The 19,429-nt window shown below is 45.7% G+C and carries 14 protein-coding genes and 2 pseudogenes; 7 read left to right on the forward strand and 9 right to left on the reverse strand.

What is annotated here, in order from left to right; all coding sequences use genetic code 11:
- Positions 1-141, reverse strand: a 141-nt coding sequence (tnpA, locus tag RM811_RS12120; RefSeq protein WP_402524551.1) for an IS66 family insertion sequence element accessory protein TnpA, incomplete at its 3' end; no start/stop codon positions are given.
- A 470-nt stretch (positions 142-611) separates the two neighbouring features.
- On the opposite strand from tnpA, the gene RM811_RS12125 reads away from it, so the two are divergent.
- Positions 612-1,724, forward strand: a complete 1,113-nt coding sequence (locus tag RM811_RS12125; RefSeq protein WP_402524522.1) for an AI-2E family transporter — start codon at positions 612-614, stop codon at positions 1,722-1,724.
- A gap of 9 nt (positions 1,725-1,733) precedes the next feature.
- Positions 1,734-2,372, forward strand: coding sequence for an NUDIX hydrolase (locus tag RM811_RS12130; RefSeq protein ID WP_402524524.1), 639 nt, complete (start codon positions 1,734-1,736; stop codon positions 2,370-2,372).
- A 22-nt stretch (positions 2,373-2,394) separates the two neighbouring features.
- Here RM811_RS12130 and RM811_RS12135 read toward each other — a convergent pair whose 3' ends face one another.
- The 3 genes and pseudogenes from RM811_RS12135 to RM811_RS12145 all read right to left on the reverse strand — a co-directional run.
- Entirely contained in the window at positions 2,395-2,901 is a 507-nt protein-coding gene (locus RM811_RS12135) for a CHRD domain-containing protein (RefSeq protein WP_402524526.1), read from the reverse strand.
- Between the two features lie 257 nt (positions 2,902-3,158).
- The gene (gene tldD / locus RM811_RS12140; protein ID WP_402524529.1) at positions 3,159-4,610 is read right to left on the reverse strand and encodes a metalloprotease TldD; all 1,452 of its coding nucleotides are present in this window, start codon (positions 4,608-4,610) and stop codon (positions 3,159-3,161) included.
- A 211-nt stretch (positions 4,611-4,821) separates the two neighbouring features.
- Positions 4,822-5,112 (reverse strand): annotated as a pseudogene (locus RM811_RS12145) (TetR/AcrR family transcriptional regulator C-terminal domain-containing protein); the annotation flags it as partial.
- 216 nt (positions 5,113-5,328) lie between these two features.
- Here RM811_RS12145 and RM811_RS12150 point away from each other — a divergent pair.
- Positions 5,329-6,789 carry a glutathione synthase gene (locus tag RM811_RS12150; RefSeq protein ID WP_402524531.1) on the forward strand — a complete coding sequence of 487 codons (1,461 nt, stop codon included), beginning with the start codon at positions 5,329-5,331 and terminating at the stop codon, positions 6,787-6,789.
- Positions 6,790-7,001: 212 nt separating this feature from the next.
- On the opposite strand, the gene RM811_RS12155 is transcribed toward RM811_RS12150, so the two are convergent.
- A complete protein-coding gene (locus RM811_RS12155) occupies positions 7,002-8,270 on the reverse strand; it encodes a transposase (RefSeq protein WP_402524533.1) in 1,269 nt (422 codons plus the stop codon).
- Between the two features lie 445 nt (positions 8,271-8,715).
- Between RM811_RS12155 and RM811_RS12160 the strand changes: the two are divergent.
- A pseudogene (locus RM811_RS12160) lies at positions 8,716-9,453 on the forward strand (3'-5' exonuclease); the annotation flags it as partial.
- Between the two features lie 54 nt (positions 9,454-9,507).
- Here the strand turns inward: RM811_RS12160 and RM811_RS12165 are convergent.
- The 3 genes from RM811_RS12165 to RM811_RS12175 all read right to left on the reverse strand — a co-directional run bounded on the left by RM811_RS12165 (position 9,508) and on the right by RM811_RS12175 (position 15,188).
- Positions 9,508-11,496, reverse strand: coding sequence for a hypothetical protein (locus tag RM811_RS12165; RefSeq protein ID WP_402524536.1), 1,989 nt, complete (start codon positions 11,494-11,496; stop codon positions 9,508-9,510).
- Between the two features lie 187 nt (positions 11,497-11,683).
- Positions 11,684-12,118 (reverse strand): hypothetical protein, encoded by a 435-nt coding sequence (locus tag RM811_RS12170; RefSeq protein ID WP_402524538.1) that lies wholly within the window; start codon positions 12,116-12,118, stop codon positions 11,684-11,686.
- A 1,099-nt stretch (positions 12,119-13,217) separates the two neighbouring features.
- The gene (locus tag RM811_RS12175) at positions 13,218-15,188 is read right to left on the reverse strand and encodes a hypothetical protein (protein WP_402524540.1); all 1,971 of its coding nucleotides are present in this window, start codon (positions 15,186-15,188) and stop codon (positions 13,218-13,220) included.
- Positions 15,189-16,041: 853 nt separating this feature from the next.
- Between RM811_RS12175 and RM811_RS24225 the strand changes: the two genes are divergently transcribed.
- Positions 16,042-16,494, forward strand: a complete 453-nt coding sequence (locus RM811_RS24225) for a hypothetical protein (RefSeq protein ID WP_407065746.1) — start codon at positions 16,042-16,044, stop codon at positions 16,492-16,494.
- Entirely contained in the window at positions 16,491-16,775 is a 285-nt protein-coding gene (locus RM811_RS12185; RefSeq protein WP_402524545.1) for a proprotein convertase P-domain-containing protein, read from the forward strand. The genes RM811_RS24225 and RM811_RS12185 overlap by 4 nt, the downstream gene beginning before the upstream one ends.
- A gap of 410 nt (positions 16,776-17,185) precedes the next feature.
- Here RM811_RS12185 and RM811_RS12190 read toward each other — a convergent pair whose 3' ends face one another.
- Positions 17,186-18,082: an IS110 family transposase gene (locus RM811_RS12190; protein ID WP_402524553.1), complete on the reverse strand. Its 897-nt coding sequence runs from the start codon at positions 18,080-18,082 to the stop codon at positions 17,186-17,188.
- A gap of 170 nt (positions 18,083-18,252) precedes the next feature.
- Here RM811_RS12190 and RM811_RS12195 point away from each other — a divergent pair, with 170 nt between their 5' ends.
- Complete coding sequence (locus RM811_RS12195) at positions 18,253-18,804, forward strand: patatin-like phospholipase family protein (RefSeq protein ID WP_402524548.1); 552 nt, start codon at positions 18,253-18,255, stop codon at positions 18,802-18,804.
- Positions 18,805-19,429 lie beyond the last annotated feature (625 nt).

A 19,429-nucleotide genomic window follows, 5' to 3' on the forward strand; every position in this document is an offset into this window, starting at 1 on the left:
TTTCCAGTACCCAAGCTGTGATGATTTGACACCATTCTGACGACACCAGCCAGCTTGGCTAAGCCCGGAGTCTTGCCAAGAGTCGATGCGCTGCTGCCATTGTTCCTGAGTAGCGTTCTGGTGAGTCATGAGGGCCTCCATGTAATTGAGAAGCTTATGATTCCTTATCCAGACTTAGCGGGGTAGGACGTGGGTTATTTTGGCACTTACACTGCAACCAGCCGGTCGAATTTGCTTCACACCTGGTGTTTACACCGTCCTTTACGATGTCTATCGCTACCTGAAGAAATGACCACTGCAACACCAGCCCTTTCGATAGCCCTCAATTTAACCCCTGTGAATCATTCTGGTGGATAGATCAGAATTCGACAACTTTAACCCTGTATTCACAAATATCTGGTCACAGGGACGTAAATATTCCACTGCCGACCTGATGACCCGGGCTACAGAAAAACCTTTAGCCCCCAGCAACTTCAAGGCGCATCTTAAGCAGAGGTGTCTTACCCAATGACCTTTTCTATCAATAGGTCCTTTTATCAATAGTAAGCAAGGGTTAACTGTGATGAAATCTGACGCTTTGGCTCAGGCTCCCTCAGGTCAACAGAACCTGAATGCCTTCAAAGTTTTTCATTGAGGTTAACCCGATGCCCGGCATCAAAACGACACATGTCCGTCAGACCTTTCAGGGGCTGGCAGCACTGATCATTATTATGACGGGCATCAAGCTGGGCAGTACGCTGGTCATCCCCCTGTTGCTGTCTGCCGTGCTCACCCTGCTGGCGAACCCTGTGGTCAACTTTCTGGGCCGCTATAAGGTCCCCAGGATTATTGGGATTGTGTTTACCCTGACCGCCTTTGTGACTTTTGCGATTTTCTTTCTGGGCAATATCGCCAGCACCGTCCAGGAGTTCACCGCAGCCCTGCCAGGCTACCGGGAGCAGCTGACAGAAACATTCCGGAGTGCACAGGTTTATCTTGCTCAGAAAAATATCCCCATCGACCTGAACACCCTCACGGATTCCTTTGACCCCTCAGCACTGGTCAGCCTGCTGACCAATATGATTGGCAAACTGGGCAGCACCATGAGCTTCGCCCTGCTGATTTTAATTGCCACCATCTTTATGCTGCTGGAGGCACCGCTGCTGCCGGGCAAACTGCGTATTGCACTCTCATCTCCCGATCATGAGTTACAAAGCATGCGTCGATTCCTGCGCTCTTTTAACCGCTATGTTGCCCTGAAAACACTGATCAGTATGGTAACCGGCCTGCTGGTAGGCTCCATGCTCTGGGCAAAAGGCGTGAATTTCTATGTGCTCTGGGGGCTGGTCGCCTTTCTGTTTAACTTTATTCCCAATGTGGGCTCAACGGTTGCCGCGATTCCCGGTGTATTGCTGACCCTGCTACAGTTTGGCTATGCCGACGCCATGATGATCATGGCCGGTTATATGGCCATCAACATCACCATCGGCAATATTATTGAACCCAATGTAATGGGACACGGACTGGGTCTCTCGCCGCTTGTTGTCTTTCTGTCGTTGATTTTCTGGGGCTGGCTGCTGGGACCTGTGGGCATGATTCTTGCCGTTCCCCTGACCATGTTTATAAAAATCATGATGGAGTCTTCAAAACGATGGCGGAATGTGGCTATTCTATTAGGGCCTGATGGCAGTGTTGATAAACCTTCTATAACCGGTACAGAACAACACCCACAAGAGAACAGATAGGAGCCTGCAATGGTTGGTGAGCTTAAGGTTAAGAACCCATGGACAGACTGGGCAGAGAAAATCAGGGCCATTGCCCAGAATGGTCTCACCTATTGCAAAGATGATTTTGACCTTGAGCGATACCACCAGCTGCAAACCATTGCCCATGAGATGACCGCCCTGCTGACGGACGCCCCCATAGAAAAAGTGGATGATTACTTTTTACCTGACCAGGGTTACGCCACGCCCAAAGTTGACCTTCGCGGCGGTGTTTTTCTCGATGATAAAATACTGCTGGTAAAAGAGCGGGCTGATGGGTGCTGGGCACTGCCCGGAGGCTGGGCCGACGTTTGCGAGCCACCCGCTTATGGGGTAGAACGGGAAGTAATGGAAGAATCAGGTTATACGGCCAAAGCCGTTAAACTGGTCGCACTTCGAGACACCCAGCGTCATCCTTACTGTCCTCGAAGCCCTTATCATATCTATAAACTGATCTTCCTGTGTGAGCTAACCGGTGGGGCTCCTGAAGAAAATATCGAAATCTCGGATATTGGTTTTTTCGACGTTGATGATTTGCCAGAACTGTCCGGCGGCAGAACTTTGCCCGAAGATATTCAACTGCTACTGGAACACAGAAACAATCCGGATCTGCCAACTGTTTTTGATTGAAACTTACCGCTATCAAGGGACACTATTCAGCCACATCACATTCATTTTCATCGGTGTAGTGGAGCTGGCCTCGAATCTCCCCGTTGGGATTAGCGGCGCTATGCACATTGACATAGGTTTTGCCGTGAAGCATGGCCTCTAAAATATCTTCCAGATTCTCACCGCAGGCATCGCTAACAATATTATCCCTGGTCAATACCCCCCTGACCGTCACTTTTCCATTCAATCCGCCAGGCATATCACCCGCAAGAAAGGCAATAACAGGACCATTCTCACCTTTTATGCCACAGTGAATATGTGCACCGGAGTCGGCAAAAATCCCTTCTGCGTTTTTAATCCGTAAATTAAAGGCGATTTCACCACAGTCCGGATCGACAGTGATGAAGGCACTGCCTCGAGTATTGGTGCATACCGGTTCAACTTGCTGTTCACCCGTGAGAGTAGCTGAAAATAGATATGAATTTTCGGCAGGGGCGTTAATTGAAATGATGCAGGCTGATAAAAAAGCAATAAGTGCAAGAGATTTCATGATCCAGACTCCGGTCATGTAAAGCAAATTCAGCACTGATTATAGAAGCACTCATTAATTTCCGTTATTTTCCTCTTCGAAAAAGACATTGATCACACACCGCATAGACGACAGTAAAGTCATTATTCCGGAAAGCAACTGTCAGGTCCCGGGTAAAATCTGTGACACCGGAGCTGTCGGGTAGGTTGCCGACACTATTTATGGAGAGATCGCCTCGTTCCCACGCTCTGCGTGGGAACGAGGCGGAAAGTGGTGATTTAAGCAGTACCACCCACCGTAATTTCATCAATCTTCAGCGTGGGCTGACCAACGCCCACGGGAACTGACTGGCCATCTTTACCACAGACACCCACACCCGGATCCAGCTCCAGATCATTACCCACCATAGAAATCCTGTTCATTACATCGGGGCCATTGCCAATCAGGGTAGCCCCTTTTACCGGCACGGTCTTTTTACCATTTTCGATTAACCAGGCTTCACTGGTGGAGAACACAAACTTGCCGGAAGTGATATCCACCTGACCGCCGCCCATGCTTTCTACATAGATGCCTTTCTTAACACTGCTGATGATCTCTTCCGGATCATGCTTGCCAGCCAGCATATAGGTGTTGGTCATTCTCGGCATGGGCAGGCATGAATAAGACTCACGTCGTCCATTACCGGTGGAGGCAACACCCATCAGCCGGGCATTCAGCTTGTCCTGCATATAGCCTTTGAGAATACCGTTCTCAATCAATACCGTGCTTTCTGTGGGTACGCCTTCGTCATCCATATTCAGAGAACCACGACGACCATCCAGAGTACCATCATCAACCACGGTACATAATGGGGAAGCCACTCGTTCACCCAATCTTCCCGCAAAAGCTGAAGAACCTTTACGGTTGAAGTCACCTTCAAGACCGTGCCCTACGGCCTCATGGAGCAACACGCCCGACCAGCCGGAACTGAGTATAACCGGCATGGTGCCAGCCGGAGCCGCAACGGCCTCCAGATTGACCATGGCCTGACGAACCGCCTTTCTGGCGAATTCAAGGCCGGTATCATTCAACAGAAACTGCAGATAATCACCACGGCCACCACCACCGGCGGAACCGCTTTCAATACGCCCGTCTTTTTCAGCAATGACACTGACATTCAGGCGCACCAAAGGCCGGATATCAGCGGCCAGCGTGCCATCAGAAGCCGCTACCAGCACCACTTCATGAACACCGGCAAGGCTTACGGTTACCTGTTTAATGCTGGGGTCAGCCTTTCTTGCTTCCTGGTCAACCTTCTTCAGAAGATCAACTTTGTCTTCACTGGACAGGGAGTCCAAAGGACTGGTTGCACTATAAAGCGACAATGGCTGACTACGATGCCAGGCCTGCACCTGCTTCTGCTGCCCAATCCGGGCAATGCTGCGGGCTGCCCCTGCGGCCTGCTCCAGAGCGGGTAGAATAATCTCATTGGAATAGGCAAAACCGGTCTTTTCACCGCTCATGGCGCGAACACCGACACCACTGTCTACATTAAAACTGCCTTCCTTGACGATGCCATCTTCCAGCACCCAGGCTTCATGGCGCACGGATTGAAAATAGAGGTCAGCGGCATCCACATTGTGACCCAGTATGCTGTCCAGAATTCTGCTGAGTTCACTGTCGCCGATATTGGCCGGGGTCAGCAGTTGGTCGCGGGCTGTGGTAATAATATCGGTCATTACTCTTGTCATAATCATGGCTTCACACTGGCTTATTTATAGTAAAAATACCGTTTTTCAAGCTCTTCAGCCATTTTTCTAATACGGTATTAGCGACACTTCCGGCTATGGCTGCTTATTGCAAGCCTACTCCCGCTCAACAGGATAACTCAAGGGGTGTTTGTTGTTTCTTGCTACGATTTTTCCAATGTTAACTTCGTCATTGTATGTAAAAAAGCAAGCGCTATGGATTTTTTACGCCACAGGCTCCAGGCACCACGGAAACCACCGTATCTATTTTCTCTTCCAGTATTTTACCTTCAGGAATGGATTCCCTTTCAACCACCTGCGGCCAGAACAGAACCCCCTGAAACAGGCTTGTATAAATAGTAGTGATGTTACTCAGATCTGGCTCTTGCAGTTTGCCTGCATCCATAGCTTCTCTGAACCACTGGGTCACCGCTTTGGTGCTATAAAGGGCCTTGATAAGATTCCACGCTATTTCCGGCTGGCGGAGAAACTCCATTACGATGGTACGTGAAAGGTTGAATCGGGATGACGGTTACGAATTAATTTGCCCTTTTGCGACACCCTCATCACTATGGGGAATTAAATATCTCTAAAATATAAGGCAGGTATACCTGCTTTTTTTTGCATCTTTTCCTGCCAATCCCCGTCTTTTTTATAGAATGACATTAACTCTTTACCTGTGCAGCAATAGAATCAGGTTCTGTTCGCTGAGGATTTACTGATGAAAAACACACAAATTGCCTACGCAGTTCAGGATGCAATTGAATGGTCACTCATGCACGGCATGGCGTTAAAGACCTCTAAAGATTCTGCTCAGCACTGTGCCTTCAGCTTTGCTCCCACCCTGATTCAGCGTGAACGTTTTGAACTGCTGAAATCCATTGTGCCACTGATGGGCAAACTGATTCATGGTGTCTCTGAAAACCATGAATTCCTCACCACTGCCATTAAACCCCTGTGCAGCGGTGATGCCTTCTTTGCCAGCCTTTTAGAGCTCCACCAGAAAATCCATAGCAGTTCCATTCCTGCTGAACGTATCCCCATGCTGCTGATGCGAACGGACTTTATGGACGACGCTGAACAGGGGCCAAAACTGATTGAGTTTAATGGTATTGCGGCCGGCATGGGCCCTTTTGGTCAGCGAGCCCATGAGTTGCACCATTATCTGCAATACCAATGGCCCGCGGCATTTCAATCCTGGTCTGAGGCTGATGACCTTGAGCTGGTTCCTAATCAGGGCATTGAAAATCTTGCCAAAGGTATTGCCGGTGCTGCTACTACCGTGCGTGCGCAGTCCGGGGAAAGTGGTCAACCGTTGTTTATGATGGTGGTTCAGCCGGATGAAGATAATGTTTATGATCAGCATTTGCTGGAAGAAGCCATTCAGAAAGAGGGTGTCAAAACCGTTCGCCGTACGTTCCGCCAACTCTACGACCAGCTGTCTTCCGGTGACACTTCCTGTGACGCTTCCGGTGACAAGCAGCGCTTGATACTGGAAGGGCTGGGCGGTGTCGATGCCATCTACCTGCGGGCAGGCTATCAGCATTGTGACTATTTTGCCCATGATCTGGACGGTGTACGCTGTTGCTCCGAGCTGGGTAAAGTCCGAGCCATGATTGAACGACATCGGGTCGCAGTGAATGCAACCGTCAGCCAGCAGTTAGCCACCAGTAAACGAGTGCAAATGCTGCTCTGTGCTATGAATGAAGAGCAACTGATGCAGTTCGGCCTGACGCTGGAAGAAGCCAGCCGGATAAAACCGTTTCTGGGAGAGATGCGCCCGGTGGACGATCAATCAGCCAACTGGTTTGCTCAGCAAAACCCCAAAGACTGGGTGCTTAAAAACCAGGGAGAAGGCGGCGGCCACTGCGTCTTCGACCATGACATTCTGCCTCGCCTGAAAAGTTTGAAACCTGAAGAGTATTCGGCCTGGTCACTGATGCGTCGTCTGCACCCACGACACCGTTCCCGGGAAGCACTGGTCGTTCGAAAAGGAGAAGCAACGCCGGTGGATGATCTGATCAGTGAAATCGGCATGTTTACCCTGCACCTGGATGGACACTCCCTGACCAGTGACCTGGGTTATGCCGGTTATCTTATTCGCAGCAAACCCGCAACAGCCACCGAAGGAGGAGTTCATAGTGGTCAGGGTGCGGTGGATTCATTGGCTTATAATATTTAACACTCGATTACGGTCACCGTAGCGTGACCGCTATCGATTACAAAAAATATTCAAAACCCTGCATCTTTTCATCGGTTTGTGCGTCTTATAGGAACTCTGTAATAGCTGACAATCCCATCTGGATAGCAGCTAATGAATTCATCGGCTTTTTGAATGACCACACTTTTTGAACAGCGACTCAACCATATTCAACACGGTATTGAAAACAGGGCTCACGCATCATGATAATGATTCTTATTAACCAGCCTGCTGAGGTTGGATTTTGAGAGGACTTCAAGATTAACTCCCTCATAATCAATAGCTCCATAGCCACTGAGCTGCGCATAGGTGCCCAAGACTTTTTCATCATTCAGGGGTAACCCCAAGCTTTCAAAAACCCTGCACATCAAGTGCTGGTTGAACTTCAGGCGTTTCCAGCTGGCAATTGAGATCACCGTTTTACCCTGGGTGCTTTTCGCTTTCCTGTCTTCCAGTTTAAGTAAATTTAACGCCGCGCATGAGGCGTTAATCTGAGTATGAATCGCTTCTTTCCGACAGGACTGACAATCAGTGAGACCAGTGTATTGCTTGGCATCACGGAAGAAAAATTCAATTTGAAACCGAGCCTTGTAATACTTGATAAGTGTCATGGCCTCCAACTCTGCGTCAGTTGAGTAAAGCAATGCGTAACCAATTTTATCGCCTTTGTGAAAGCGTAACATGACAACCCGTATCCAGCATTTCAGGCACTTGGAGTACAGTCTGGCAGTATAGATATCTTCACCAGTTTTCAGCGTTCCAACAGATTTAAATCGCTTCAGATCTTTCTCGAGATTTACTTTTCCGTCGTATGTTTTGGGGCGGCCTTTGCCAGAATAGGGGCCTGTGTAGGGCCACACGAGATCTGCATCAGTCCTTAATTTGCCGACAATGTGTAGCCCAGTCTCAACAATGGGGGAAACGAATTTATTTTTGAAATAATAGGCGTCCACAGCCAGATACTTGATTCCCAGGTCAATGATTTTCTTAGCCTGTGCTATCACCTGCTCAGCATAGAGATCGACACGGGTTTTCCCTTTCTGGTCCAGTGTCTGTTTTGCTTCAAGTGCATAAGCAGTATTAGAACTGAGATCAACCACGCTGAGTAAAGAGAGTTCCAGACCTTTCTCTGTCCGACCAGTACAGCCACGCCAATACTTTCCAAGCCCCTCAGTGTGACTGCCACTTTTGGTCATGAAGCTGGCGTCAAGGGCAGCAATCAGTTCATCTGCTTTTGAAAGTGAATCTGACAGCATCAGGCTATTAAACGTGAAGAAGTCGAATGATCGACCGTACCAACGATTAAACCGCTTTTCACTCATTGGTGAGTATCGACTTAGATTGCGAAAGGTGGCCTTTCCCTGAAATACGACAAGTGCCGCAAGTAGTAATGCAATGAAGGTTTTCTGGGGTTTTTTCAGCATGGACATAGCGTCCAAAGCGTTCTTTACTATATCGTTCATGATGGTTCAAATCAGCGAACAGGGGCTTCTATATTCTATTCGATGATTTCCACATCACAGGGTATTTTCAAAAAGTGTCCGAAGTATTGCTGAAATAAGATCCACATTTTACTGAAACTTATAAAAGGCCGCTACCCGAAAAAATACAAGCGGCTCTGGCTTTTTAGGGTAGCGGGTAGCGTTCGTTGAAATGGCTAAGTTATTTAAGGACGGTTCCTAAGTCTTCGATATAACTGATATCTAATCACAATGAAAGGCCTATCATTATTCTTCACAACGAATCAATGAACGATATAAGTTATGCACAATGAAAGACCTGACCCCGGTTTTTTTTTCACCCCTTTCGTCAGGCTCAGTGGTTTATCAACAGCAAAAAAGATGAAGGCTTGCGTCCCGACTATATTGACCCCGGTTACGATCCTTTTGAACGAACCATGGTGGATGTTTATCGCCGCTATCTGATCACGTAATCACCATGAGTGGGCTGATTGATCATCACAGTAAAGAGAAAGGGGAAAAAGGTCAGGCCCGGGTAGAAAACCTGGAAGAACTGGTCAACGCCTGTCGTCAGTTTGATATGGACGAACTCGATCTGGACGAAGAAACTGAAGCCATGACACCGTTGGATGCCTTCCTTGCCCACGCGGCACTGGAAGCTGGCACCAATCAGGCCGATCAGTTTCAGGACAGCGTACAAATGATGACCCTGCACTCGGCAAAAGGTCTGGAGTTTCCGCTGGTCTTCCTGGTAGGCATGGAAGAGGGTTTATTCCCCCACAAAATGTCTCTGGATGAAGGCAATCTGGAAGAGGAACGTCGTCTTTGTTATGTAGGCATTACCCGTGCCATGAAAACCTTATACCTGACGTATGCTGAAAGCCGCCGCTTGTATGGCAGTGAAACCATGAACCGGCCTTCTCGATTTATTCGTGAAATACCGGGCGAACTGTTACAGGAAGTGCGCCTCGGTGGCACCATCTCCCGACCGGTAATCACCCGCATGGCACCGGCATCGCCAGATCACGGCCTGTCGTTAGGGCAGCGTGTACACCATAACGTCTTCGGTGAAGGGACGGTCATCAATTATGAAGGTGAGGCCAATCAGGCCAGGGTTCAGGTCAACTTTGATTCAGAAGGTGCCAAGTGGCTGATGATGGCTTACGCGAACCTTTCTCCGGTTTAATGACCGCAAAAGCCAATAGCTCTGGACCAGAGCTGTTGGCCAGGAAAACCAGTGTTAAATCCGAAATAGACACATTCCAGAAGTTATCCCACGCCGCTGGATAGTTTGAACCACAGCCCGGGCAGACATAAACCCGGTCATTGATCCCACCATGGAACAGAGTGCAGGAATAACGTTCCCCTGCGCCACAGGCACCAGCAGCAATGCGTTATTCATACAGAATCTGATGGCTGATCGTTGCCAGCCAGCCTCCGGACACTGACCCGGTTCCCGGGAAAACCACCGGTCAGAGAAATGACTGAACGCCGTCTGCAGGGAACCGAAAGCCAGGCCACCGAACAGAACATTTCGGCCAAACCGGTATACCGGACGTACTGCAGGATGTTGACACAGGAGCATACGCTCTGCCATTTCATCCATTACATACGAGACCACTCCGCAAACGCTGCCATCAGCAAAATTCAAAAGGTAATCGGGGTTTGCTTCTGTCGGGCAATTAGCGCCCGCTGCCGGTGAACAGAGCAAGCTGCGATTAACCGGCTGCTCCTCGGTCAGGGGGATAGACCTGTGATTGATGGAAATATAGGGTTCAGGCTCCGAACGGGTTACTGTTATATTTCCGGCCCTTAAACAAGGTATGATTATTTTTCCACCTTTACCTTCCTGAATCTTCCATTTTTCTTGACTAATCGTATATTCAACATCCCAGAGGCTACAGGGAGAACCCATCATTTCTGGCAATACAGTAACAAGGTCCGATTTTGCTCCCACAATAACCATTTCATACGAGTCAAAACGACACTTGGTTTTACCCGCTTGTTTTTCTAACTTGAGGCAGTGATCCATTGGATAAACTTTTCTTACACTGGCATACATATCTGAGCACACAGTAATTTTATTTTCATACCCGGATAACTGTACCTGTCTGACTATTTCCGAAATTTGCTCTTCTCTTACACAAAAATTATGCATAGATAACAATAGCAGGTACAACGATGCCTGATCATCGACAAGATTGTGTAACTCAATCAGCTTTTCATCGCCCATTTCAGAAACGCTTTTAAAAAAATCAACAACCGTTACATTGTTCAGATTTGTCCACTTATCACGGGAAAAGTCCTTAAGCGTCATCGTTTTTTTCTTCGCTCCACTGTTACCTTCTGACAGTGGTGCATACTCCCATTTAATTTTTTCAAACTGTTGCCTGTAGAAGTTTTGAAATAGTGCATTCGCATAGGCTTCTGCTCTCTGTTGATCCATTTCAACAAATGAATACTCTCCCTTAAATTCAGGATTTGACGCCATTAATAAAGGAAAAGCCTCACTGTCAATAACATGAGTGGTCGTATCAACCGAATCGATATTTTCTGAATATGACGATCTTATATAAATACTTGTGACCATTAGCGAATATCTGTTTTTTAGCCAGCCAGGGGAGAGATTTTGTGGGACTAATGGAGCTTTAGTATCAAGATCCATAACGGCAACAACATCAATATTATGCTTTTCAAACAAATACCAGGGAATAAAGTATTTATAGCTCTCTGACATCAATGTTTTTCTTGCTACCCCTGCAACCTCTTTTATTTTTTCCGGTGTTACATCTCCCGGCTGTGAATGAGCAGGTGATAAAAAATTGATTTTATTAATTGCAGCGTAAAAATGTTTAAACTCTGCCACAGGTTTGTTTTTCCGTTGATAGAACGCTAACAACTCTTCTATGGTAACTAATTCAACCCCAATCTCCTGTAATCTTTCAGCCAGGGGCTGGCCTTGTATCTTAATACTGCCAAGCTGTCGAACCGATGTTTTATCAACGACCAGAACACCTATTCCCCGTTCTCCGATTGCTTTTGCTGGCTCCGACCTGACAAGATCAGCAATAAAATCACAGTGAGCTTTCCCTCCACCAATGTAAATACGTACTGCGGCTCTTTTAACCCGTGCTGAACGATCTGAATCACTACGGTCGGTACGCATCAGACCTGGAAACTCATTAAAATCACTAATTACATTTCCAACATAATGACCTAAATAATTCATGCGCTGCTACCTCCCAAGAACAAAAGAATATTAAATGACCTATTTAAGTGAATAAAGTTCAAGCACACACTTTCCAAAAAAAACTTTAGACTATCCACTTACTTAGGAATTGTCCCTTAATAATTTCCACATTTCCGTCCTCATTCCCACGGTCCTCCGTGGGAATGCATACCTCCCCCATCGACAGTCACTGAGTAAGCCGGAAGTATCGGTATGCATTCCCACGCTGGAGCGTGGGAACGAGGAGGTAATGGACCGGAATAGCAACACCACGATCGACACCACGATCTACATAAGCAGCATATTCTTCCAGCCACTCTTTCGAGGATCCCTTGAGATATTCCAGATGCTCTTTATTGATGACTGGTTCTTCTGCTCCATCGTCAAAGCAGAAAGAGAATGAATACTGACCGGCTTCCTTCCTGATATAAATTGACTTTGGCTCAGTGAATCTACGGTGAGATTTGAAAGACAGATAGCCAATGTTATTGGTTTTGGTTCCGATGAACAGACGGGTGACTCCATCATCGCAAACATCGAACCGGAATACTTCTTTGGTAAGATAGATGCTCCAGGCTATGTTGCCGTTAATGGTTGGCAGTGATTTCAATATAAAAAACATATATTTTATATCCATCCAATTTAAAAACAATGTCGAGAACATACTTAGGGAATAATAACTAAACCTGCTATTACTATTTTCTGATCATATAATAGGTCTTAATACTAACATCACTACACTGGGACATTGAGAATAATAGATTGCGAATATTCCAACCACTAACGATAACATAGTCGATGCTGCCCTTATCGGTCTTCTTCTTCCGTCCTGGCCTTTCACACAAGCCGTTTATGTGGTTGTTGCAGGTCTGATACCAGTGGGTAGCTGAGTTTCTGATTATCTGGCCAGGGTAATCGGAGAGCCACGGTGAAAGGTCTTTGTTTTTAAAATGTGCTGCGTTGGTATCTATTGGTGCATGAATACCGATAGGACCCGAGGACTCGAGAGCCTAAAGGCAATACTTTCTGGCATAGGTTCTGTAATAACACTCTTCGTCACACTTTCCATTCCAGATAAACCGAGCGCAGCCCATCCACTGAGACAAAATAAGTTTTTACCTGTCTGTTGGATTGGCCTTGAGTCGGATACCCTGGAGCATTTTTATATTGCTTGGTCACTTGGAAAGTTAATAGTAGTTGGATTTCGGTGATACGGATAACAAAAGAAAGTAGTCTCGGCTTGACCCGCCCCTAAAGGGCGCGGGTTTGCGCCTCAGTCTCGATCAATGACTGCTACCAGTCTTGCACCAATCACAATCACCCCGGACAAATTCAGGCCAGCATTCTTTTGGAAGGCTTTTCAATAGACTCATTAATCCTGGTAATGAATGGGCGCTATTCCCCTGATTACCTGGCTGAACTTCGACTTCAAGAATCAACTTTAAGTTAGCCATCATATAAGCATGATAGGCTCAGTTCAGGTTAAGTGTTGGTGATTTACCACAAGTCGCTGAAAGCTTGCTGTAGCGAGGGATTCAGTAATTCCGTGAATCTCGCGTCGTTACTGCCTTTGGGAAGCATACCAACACTTAACCTGAACTGAGCCAGCATGATAGGTGAACTGCTATTTTTACTGACCCACTTTTTCAGTAACTGCTCAAAAAGTACTAGAAAACTATAGTGCAATATTCTTTAGGCTCAATTACATCAAGGATGATGTACTATTGTTTTGCATTTTTACCAGTGGTTTTTGAGCACTTACCTTTTTCAGACGTCATCAGACGCTGGCTTAAGGATTGCAATGCAACCTGGGTGGACATGGCACCCGCCATGGAACAGAGCGCAGGCAACACTGCCCCCTGCGTAACGGGCACCAGCAGCAATGCATTGTTCATGCAGAATTTTATGACCGATTGTTGCCAGCTACCAGCCGAACGCTGACCAGGCTCTTGAGGAGAGTACCAGTTAGAGAAATGGCTGAACGCCGTCTGCAGGGAACCGAAGGCCAACCCTCCGAACAGGACATTTCGACCAAAATTATATACCGGGCGCACTTTCGGACACTGCCGCAACACCGCTTTGTCCGCCACTTCATCCATTATATACGAGACCGCGCCGCAAACGGCTCCGCCTGTGAAATGCATAAGATAATTGGAAGCCGCTTCAGTGGGGGTGAGCAAACCGCGACTGATCGCCTGCTCCTCTGTCAGGGGAGGGTTTTCTTTGCGTATACATTTTACAATGACTTCAGGCTTGCCTGTATTGTCAATATCCCATTGATTTCTACCTATAGTAGAGCTCTCATTCCATTGACTACAGGGAGAGCTGATTATTTTTTGGAAATCGCCCAGAAAATCCGACTTTCTTCCTAGTATCAATTCATTGATACTTGTAAAATAAATTCCCATCGTGTCAGGATTTTTTTTCATTATATCTTGGCAGACCTCGGTTGAATAAATTCCTGTTGGATAAATGCCTTCTTGATTATGACTATTAAAATGGCACACTGTTATTGTTTCACTGCCTAATGCCTTTAATTGCTTTATCATTTCAGAGGTTTCTGCACTTTTTACGCACTCATTATGTTGACCTAATAATATTTCATAAAATTCGGCTTTGTTATAGGCCACACCAATATGATTATCGATCAAACCATACGATTTATCTTTGCACGCGATAAAAACCACACTTAAGCCATGAAAATCATTTTCCTTAATTTCATTCAACTTTACTTGTCTCACCAACACTTTCTCTGCATCGCTACTTATAGTTTTATTTTCATCAACAAGCCATGTTCTGTCCTTATAAAACGGTTTATAGAAGCAATTAAACTCATTATCTGCATAATGATCAGCACGCTCTTTATTTACTTCAAAAAATGAATACTCTCGTTTAAAAGTAATAGGAATCACGCTTTTAAAATAACTCCCTTCAATATTTTCTTCTTGAGGATTATAATACTCTATTAGTCTAGAGAAACCTCTCCCATCAATAATATATGGCACGTAACGATCATTTTCATCTGACGAATAAAAACTTAGAGTAAGTATATTATGCTTCTCATTCAGCTGATCCACCGCTATATTTTGTGGTACCAATGGTGCATTGGTATCAAGATCCATAACAGCAACTGCATCAAAGATATTTCTTTCATACAAATACTTCGGAATAAGGTATTTAAGGCTCTCTGATATCAATGTTCTTTTTGCTATCTCGGCGACATCATTTATTTTTTCTGGGGTAATATGTCCGGACTTTGGAGAATTATGAGTCAAAAAATGTATTTTATCAATTGCGGAATAAAATCCTTTAAGGTCATCTACTGGCTGTTTTTTCTCTTTATAGAAGGACAGTAGTTTCTTTATGGTGACCAGTTCAACCCCTAATTCCTGTAATTTTTCTACCAAAGATTTTCCATCGACCAAGGCAGCCTTTAACTTTTTGTTTGATGCCTTATCCACAACCAGAACACCTACCCCCCTTTCTCTGAGTGGTTTTACCACTTCTGACCTTACAAGTTTGACAATAAAGTTACAGCCATCATCCCCCCCACCTATATAAATACGTGCAGCCGCTCTATTGACTAGCCTGAAACCACTCTTGGCTGATTTATCAAAGCTGGCACGTAACAGACCAGGAAATTCATTAAGACAGCTCGTCACTGTTTCAGCGTAATTACCTATAAAATTCATAACCTCACCTTGTCAGAAAACATTGCAGGTAAACTTTTTAAACTGAATACAGTTCAGAGTAATAACTTACCAACGGGTCGATAACTATAGGCAATCCCTCAAGGCTTGCTTGCTTTGGTCTATCCACTTAAGTAACTGTCCTTTAATAATTGTCTCATTTTGAACTCGGACTCCGTTCATCCTGAGCGGAGTCGAAGGGTGTTTGGCACAATCTATCATGGCCTGGAGTTTGCGCCCTTCAACTCTTCGACAAGCTCAGAGCTCAGGACGAATGGGGTTTAAAGGCTTAGAAATGTGCAAATTATTTCGGGACATTAAATCAGAAAAAAGTTCCAACCTTGGCTCCCAGTAGCTTAGTTGCCGTTATTTAGTAAAATGAATTCGGCCATATTTCAGACCGATTTCCTTGAGGCACAAGGGTTGAGTCTTATTTTTGATCAATCGATCGAAAACATTCGATTTCACTTGGTTAACTACTTACCATGCATCAGTCTGGCGCTGTTTACGTTATTAGTGGAAACCTTCTCAGACAAGCTAAATTGCCCCATTTTTGTGGTCAAACCCTCATCTGAAGCTCCTAAACCAGGGATTCCACTTTTATCTTCAACAGCGCCCATCAGTCATGTTCCAAATAAATAAGATTAATAACAAGAGAATAGGATCCCTGCATGAAGCGCCGTAATTTATTGACCACTTTAGGAAGCCGGCCTTGAACAGGTTCATGATTGAGTTCGAAGACCGGTTAACTGATTTTGTTTAACAAGGCAGAAACACAGTTAAATTTACAGTCTCGCTCGGAACTTTTTGCTGTTCTACGGCTCTATTTTACTACCTCCCGTGAACGGTGACTTGCATGGCTCTTGATTCTGTCGGTACAACCCATTCAAATCCTGCCTATTCTCAAGCTGCTCAAGATGACATTGAATCTGACTCCGGCTCGGAATCTAACTCTTGTATTGGCAAGGGAGGCTGGGTCACTCAATGTTTCAAGTGGCCATTGAGGCATCCATATCTGGCATTGGGTGGCGTACTGGGGAGCCTGATTGTAACTGCTGGTGCTGCGTATGGTTTTCATGAATTGTCACGTGCAGGTGCAGGGGATGTAGGGACTGTAGGAACGCTTCTGGCAAACAGAACCATAACGTCCCCTCCCGCTACAGGGTTACTATCGCCAAGCCTGCCACCAAGCCTGTCACCGACAGGGTTACCACCGACAGGCCTGACTGTTGCTTCACTAATACCGAGAGACTTCGTATTCCAGATAATGATGAAAGAGAAAGAACTGCAACAAGCACAATTAATGTGACTCGAAGGGGAAGGGTAAACCAGGTAAAAGTTACAGTCCGTGTTAATCAAAGATATGATGAATTAGGCTTTAACCTAAAAAGTCCTGATGGAACGCTTATTCAATTAAAAATTCTAGAACGTACTCACCCGATGAGATTTGAAAGGCACGGCAATAAATTATATACATATGATAAATCTCTTGATAATGCTGAATCTTCAGGTATCTGGATACTGGAGATAACAGATTATGCTAACGGTAGTCCGGATGGTACGCTTCTTTCGTGGGGGCTGGAGTTTTGAGTTTTACCTCGTTCCCACGCTCAGCGTGGAAACGCCATTCACTCCCCAACTTCGCGGTGCGGGGTGTTCGGGGTCATATATGGTTCGCCCCGCGATGCAAGGTAAAGTTTTCGATAATGACTTTAAAGAGTAATGCTTCCACTCTCATAATAAAGAGTCCGGCCTTTGGGGTGAGGTCTCAATGCCTCTGGCCCTGATGGAATCCGCTCAGTCCCTCCTCATCAGGTCTTCGGCCTCTACGGGCCCTGACCCCGGTCAGGTTTTAGGGAGTGCAGGTCTTACCTTTTATGCCATCATTTGAACTTTATCCACGCAACTCGTTGCACTCTTTATTAAGAGAGGACACTGATTAACCGCTTTTCCTTTTCTTATCTAACGACAAGTGTTTAATAGTTTAATGTCTGTATTATTCATGCCGCTGCCTTGTATGGCTCTTTCTTGGTTACTCTCTTTGTAAAGAGTGCCCAGGCAATGCGGGCATTTTTATTGGCAACAGCCACCGCTGATATATTCTTACCCCGACGCTTGTCAAGCTCTTGAATCCAATTGTTACGTCGATCGTCGTGTTTGTCGGCTACCCTGACAACGGTTCTGCCACCATGTATCAGCAGGGTTCGCAGGTAGGTGTCACCCCGCTTACTGATACCCAGCAAGGTGGGTTTACCTCCAGTAGATTGCTGCTTTGGTACCAACCCCATCCAGGCAGCCAGTTCCCGCCCATTTTTAAATGCCGTTATATCCCCAATGGCAGCAAATAAAGCAGTAGCAGTGAGTAAACCAATGCCGGGTATGGTTAACAAAAGCTGGCAACCTTCATTATTGGCTGCAATCGTTTGGAGCTTCAGCTCAAGCTTTTCTATACGTTTATCCAGGTGCTCCATTCTCTTATGAAGAGCCTCATAAAGCCCAATGAGAATTTCACGGAAGAGCACTGTTAAACCGTTTTCTGCATCTTCCAGAATCAAAGGAATTTGCCTGCGGATAAAGGAGATTCCCTTTGGAATGATCACTCCGTACTCCATTAGCAGCCCTCTGATTTGGTTACCTAACGCTGTTCTTCTGGCAACTGTCTGGCTGCGAATTCTATGAATACTCTGAATGTCCTGCTGCTCAACATTTTTGGATGGCACGAAGCGCATGTTCGGGCGTTGTGCAGCTTCGCAAATAGCCTCGGCATCAGCAGCGTCATTCTTGTTTGACTTAACGTAAGGCTTCACGAATTGGGGAGCAATGATGCGAATGTCATGACCCAGCTCGGTAAACTTACGACACCAGTAGTGTGATCCTCCGCAGGCTTCAATAGCGATAAGGCATCAAAACCGGGGTCAGGTCTTTCTTCTTGAATAACCATCATCGTAGGTTACTATTTGCGATATGAAAGACCTGACTATTCCGATTTTAAGCTGAAAAATCAAAAACCGATTTGTAACTTTCAAGAAGAAAGACCTGACCCCAGTTTTCCAAACAATGGAAGCCCATGTGGGTTAGCGTGTTCGATGGCTCTCTGAAAGACAGTATTATTGAGTTCATCAAGGGCGAATTACTCCGCATGCCAGGTAAAGAAGCTACCTACCTGCACCTTCAGTCATTACCGCCTGAGCAGGTTATGAACTCGGTATTAGCATCAGCGGCCTTGCCTTTACTTTACCAGTCGCAACAACTTGAAGGCGGGAACTTTTATGACGGTGGTATAAGGGATAATACGCCTGTAACGCCTTTGCTCGGACAATGCGATTTGTGCATCACTACACAATTAAGTAATGGTTCTCTATTTGATCGCAAACAATTTGCAACTGACAGAACCCAAATTCTAGAGATCCGCCCCAGTAAGTCTGTTGTCACAGAAGAAGGCTCATTTGCTGGCATACAGGCCATGGCCAACTTCAGTGCAGACAAGATTAATTATCTGGCAGATATGGGGTATGGAGATACGATGAAAGCTTTAGTGTCAATTAAAGAAGTAGCCGGTTCCAGAACTGAAACCCAGTCTGCAGTCAATGAGATGGACTCTTTGCTTGACCAATTATAAGTGAGTACAGGAAAATCGGGGCAGGTTTTTCTTCTTGACGCATAAATCAGTATTAAACCATGGTCAGGTTTTGAATAAAGACCTGAGCCCAGTTTTGCAACTTAAATAGGGCGTAGAAAAATGGGAATTTTCATATTCATATTGGGAACTGTATCAGCCTGGTATCTTCTGATTCGTATCATCCCTAGATTCGTTATCAAGCATACAATCGGAGAATTCCTTGCATCAGTTGAATGGGTTGATTATCCCGTTCGTGAAGCGATGGACATCTCCCAAGATAGGTCATTCACTAATGCAGAAACACTCGACGTCCAGGAAATGAGAGCATATTTAATGGTCATATATATCCGGATGGATAATGAAATGGAGGGAATCATTAAGTGTGGTACATACGAGCAACGCAGCCAGTTAGAAAAGATTATGAGCTGTGTTAAACGTTTGGATAAGATATGTGGACAAGCATTGACGAATAGTATCATCTTAAAAGAATGTGAACAATGTGAGGTTTAATCATCAAAACCTGGGGTCCAAAACCGGGATCAAAAGCCGATAAAATCGGGAGCCAGTCTTTCTTCTTAAACAACCATCGTCGTAGGTTGCTATTTTCGATATGAAAGACCTGATT

It is taken from the genome of Endozoicomonas sp. (assembly GCF_031844845.1).
Classification (GTDB): Bacteria; Pseudomonadota; Gammaproteobacteria; order Pseudomonadales; family Endozoicomonadaceae; genus Endozoicomonas.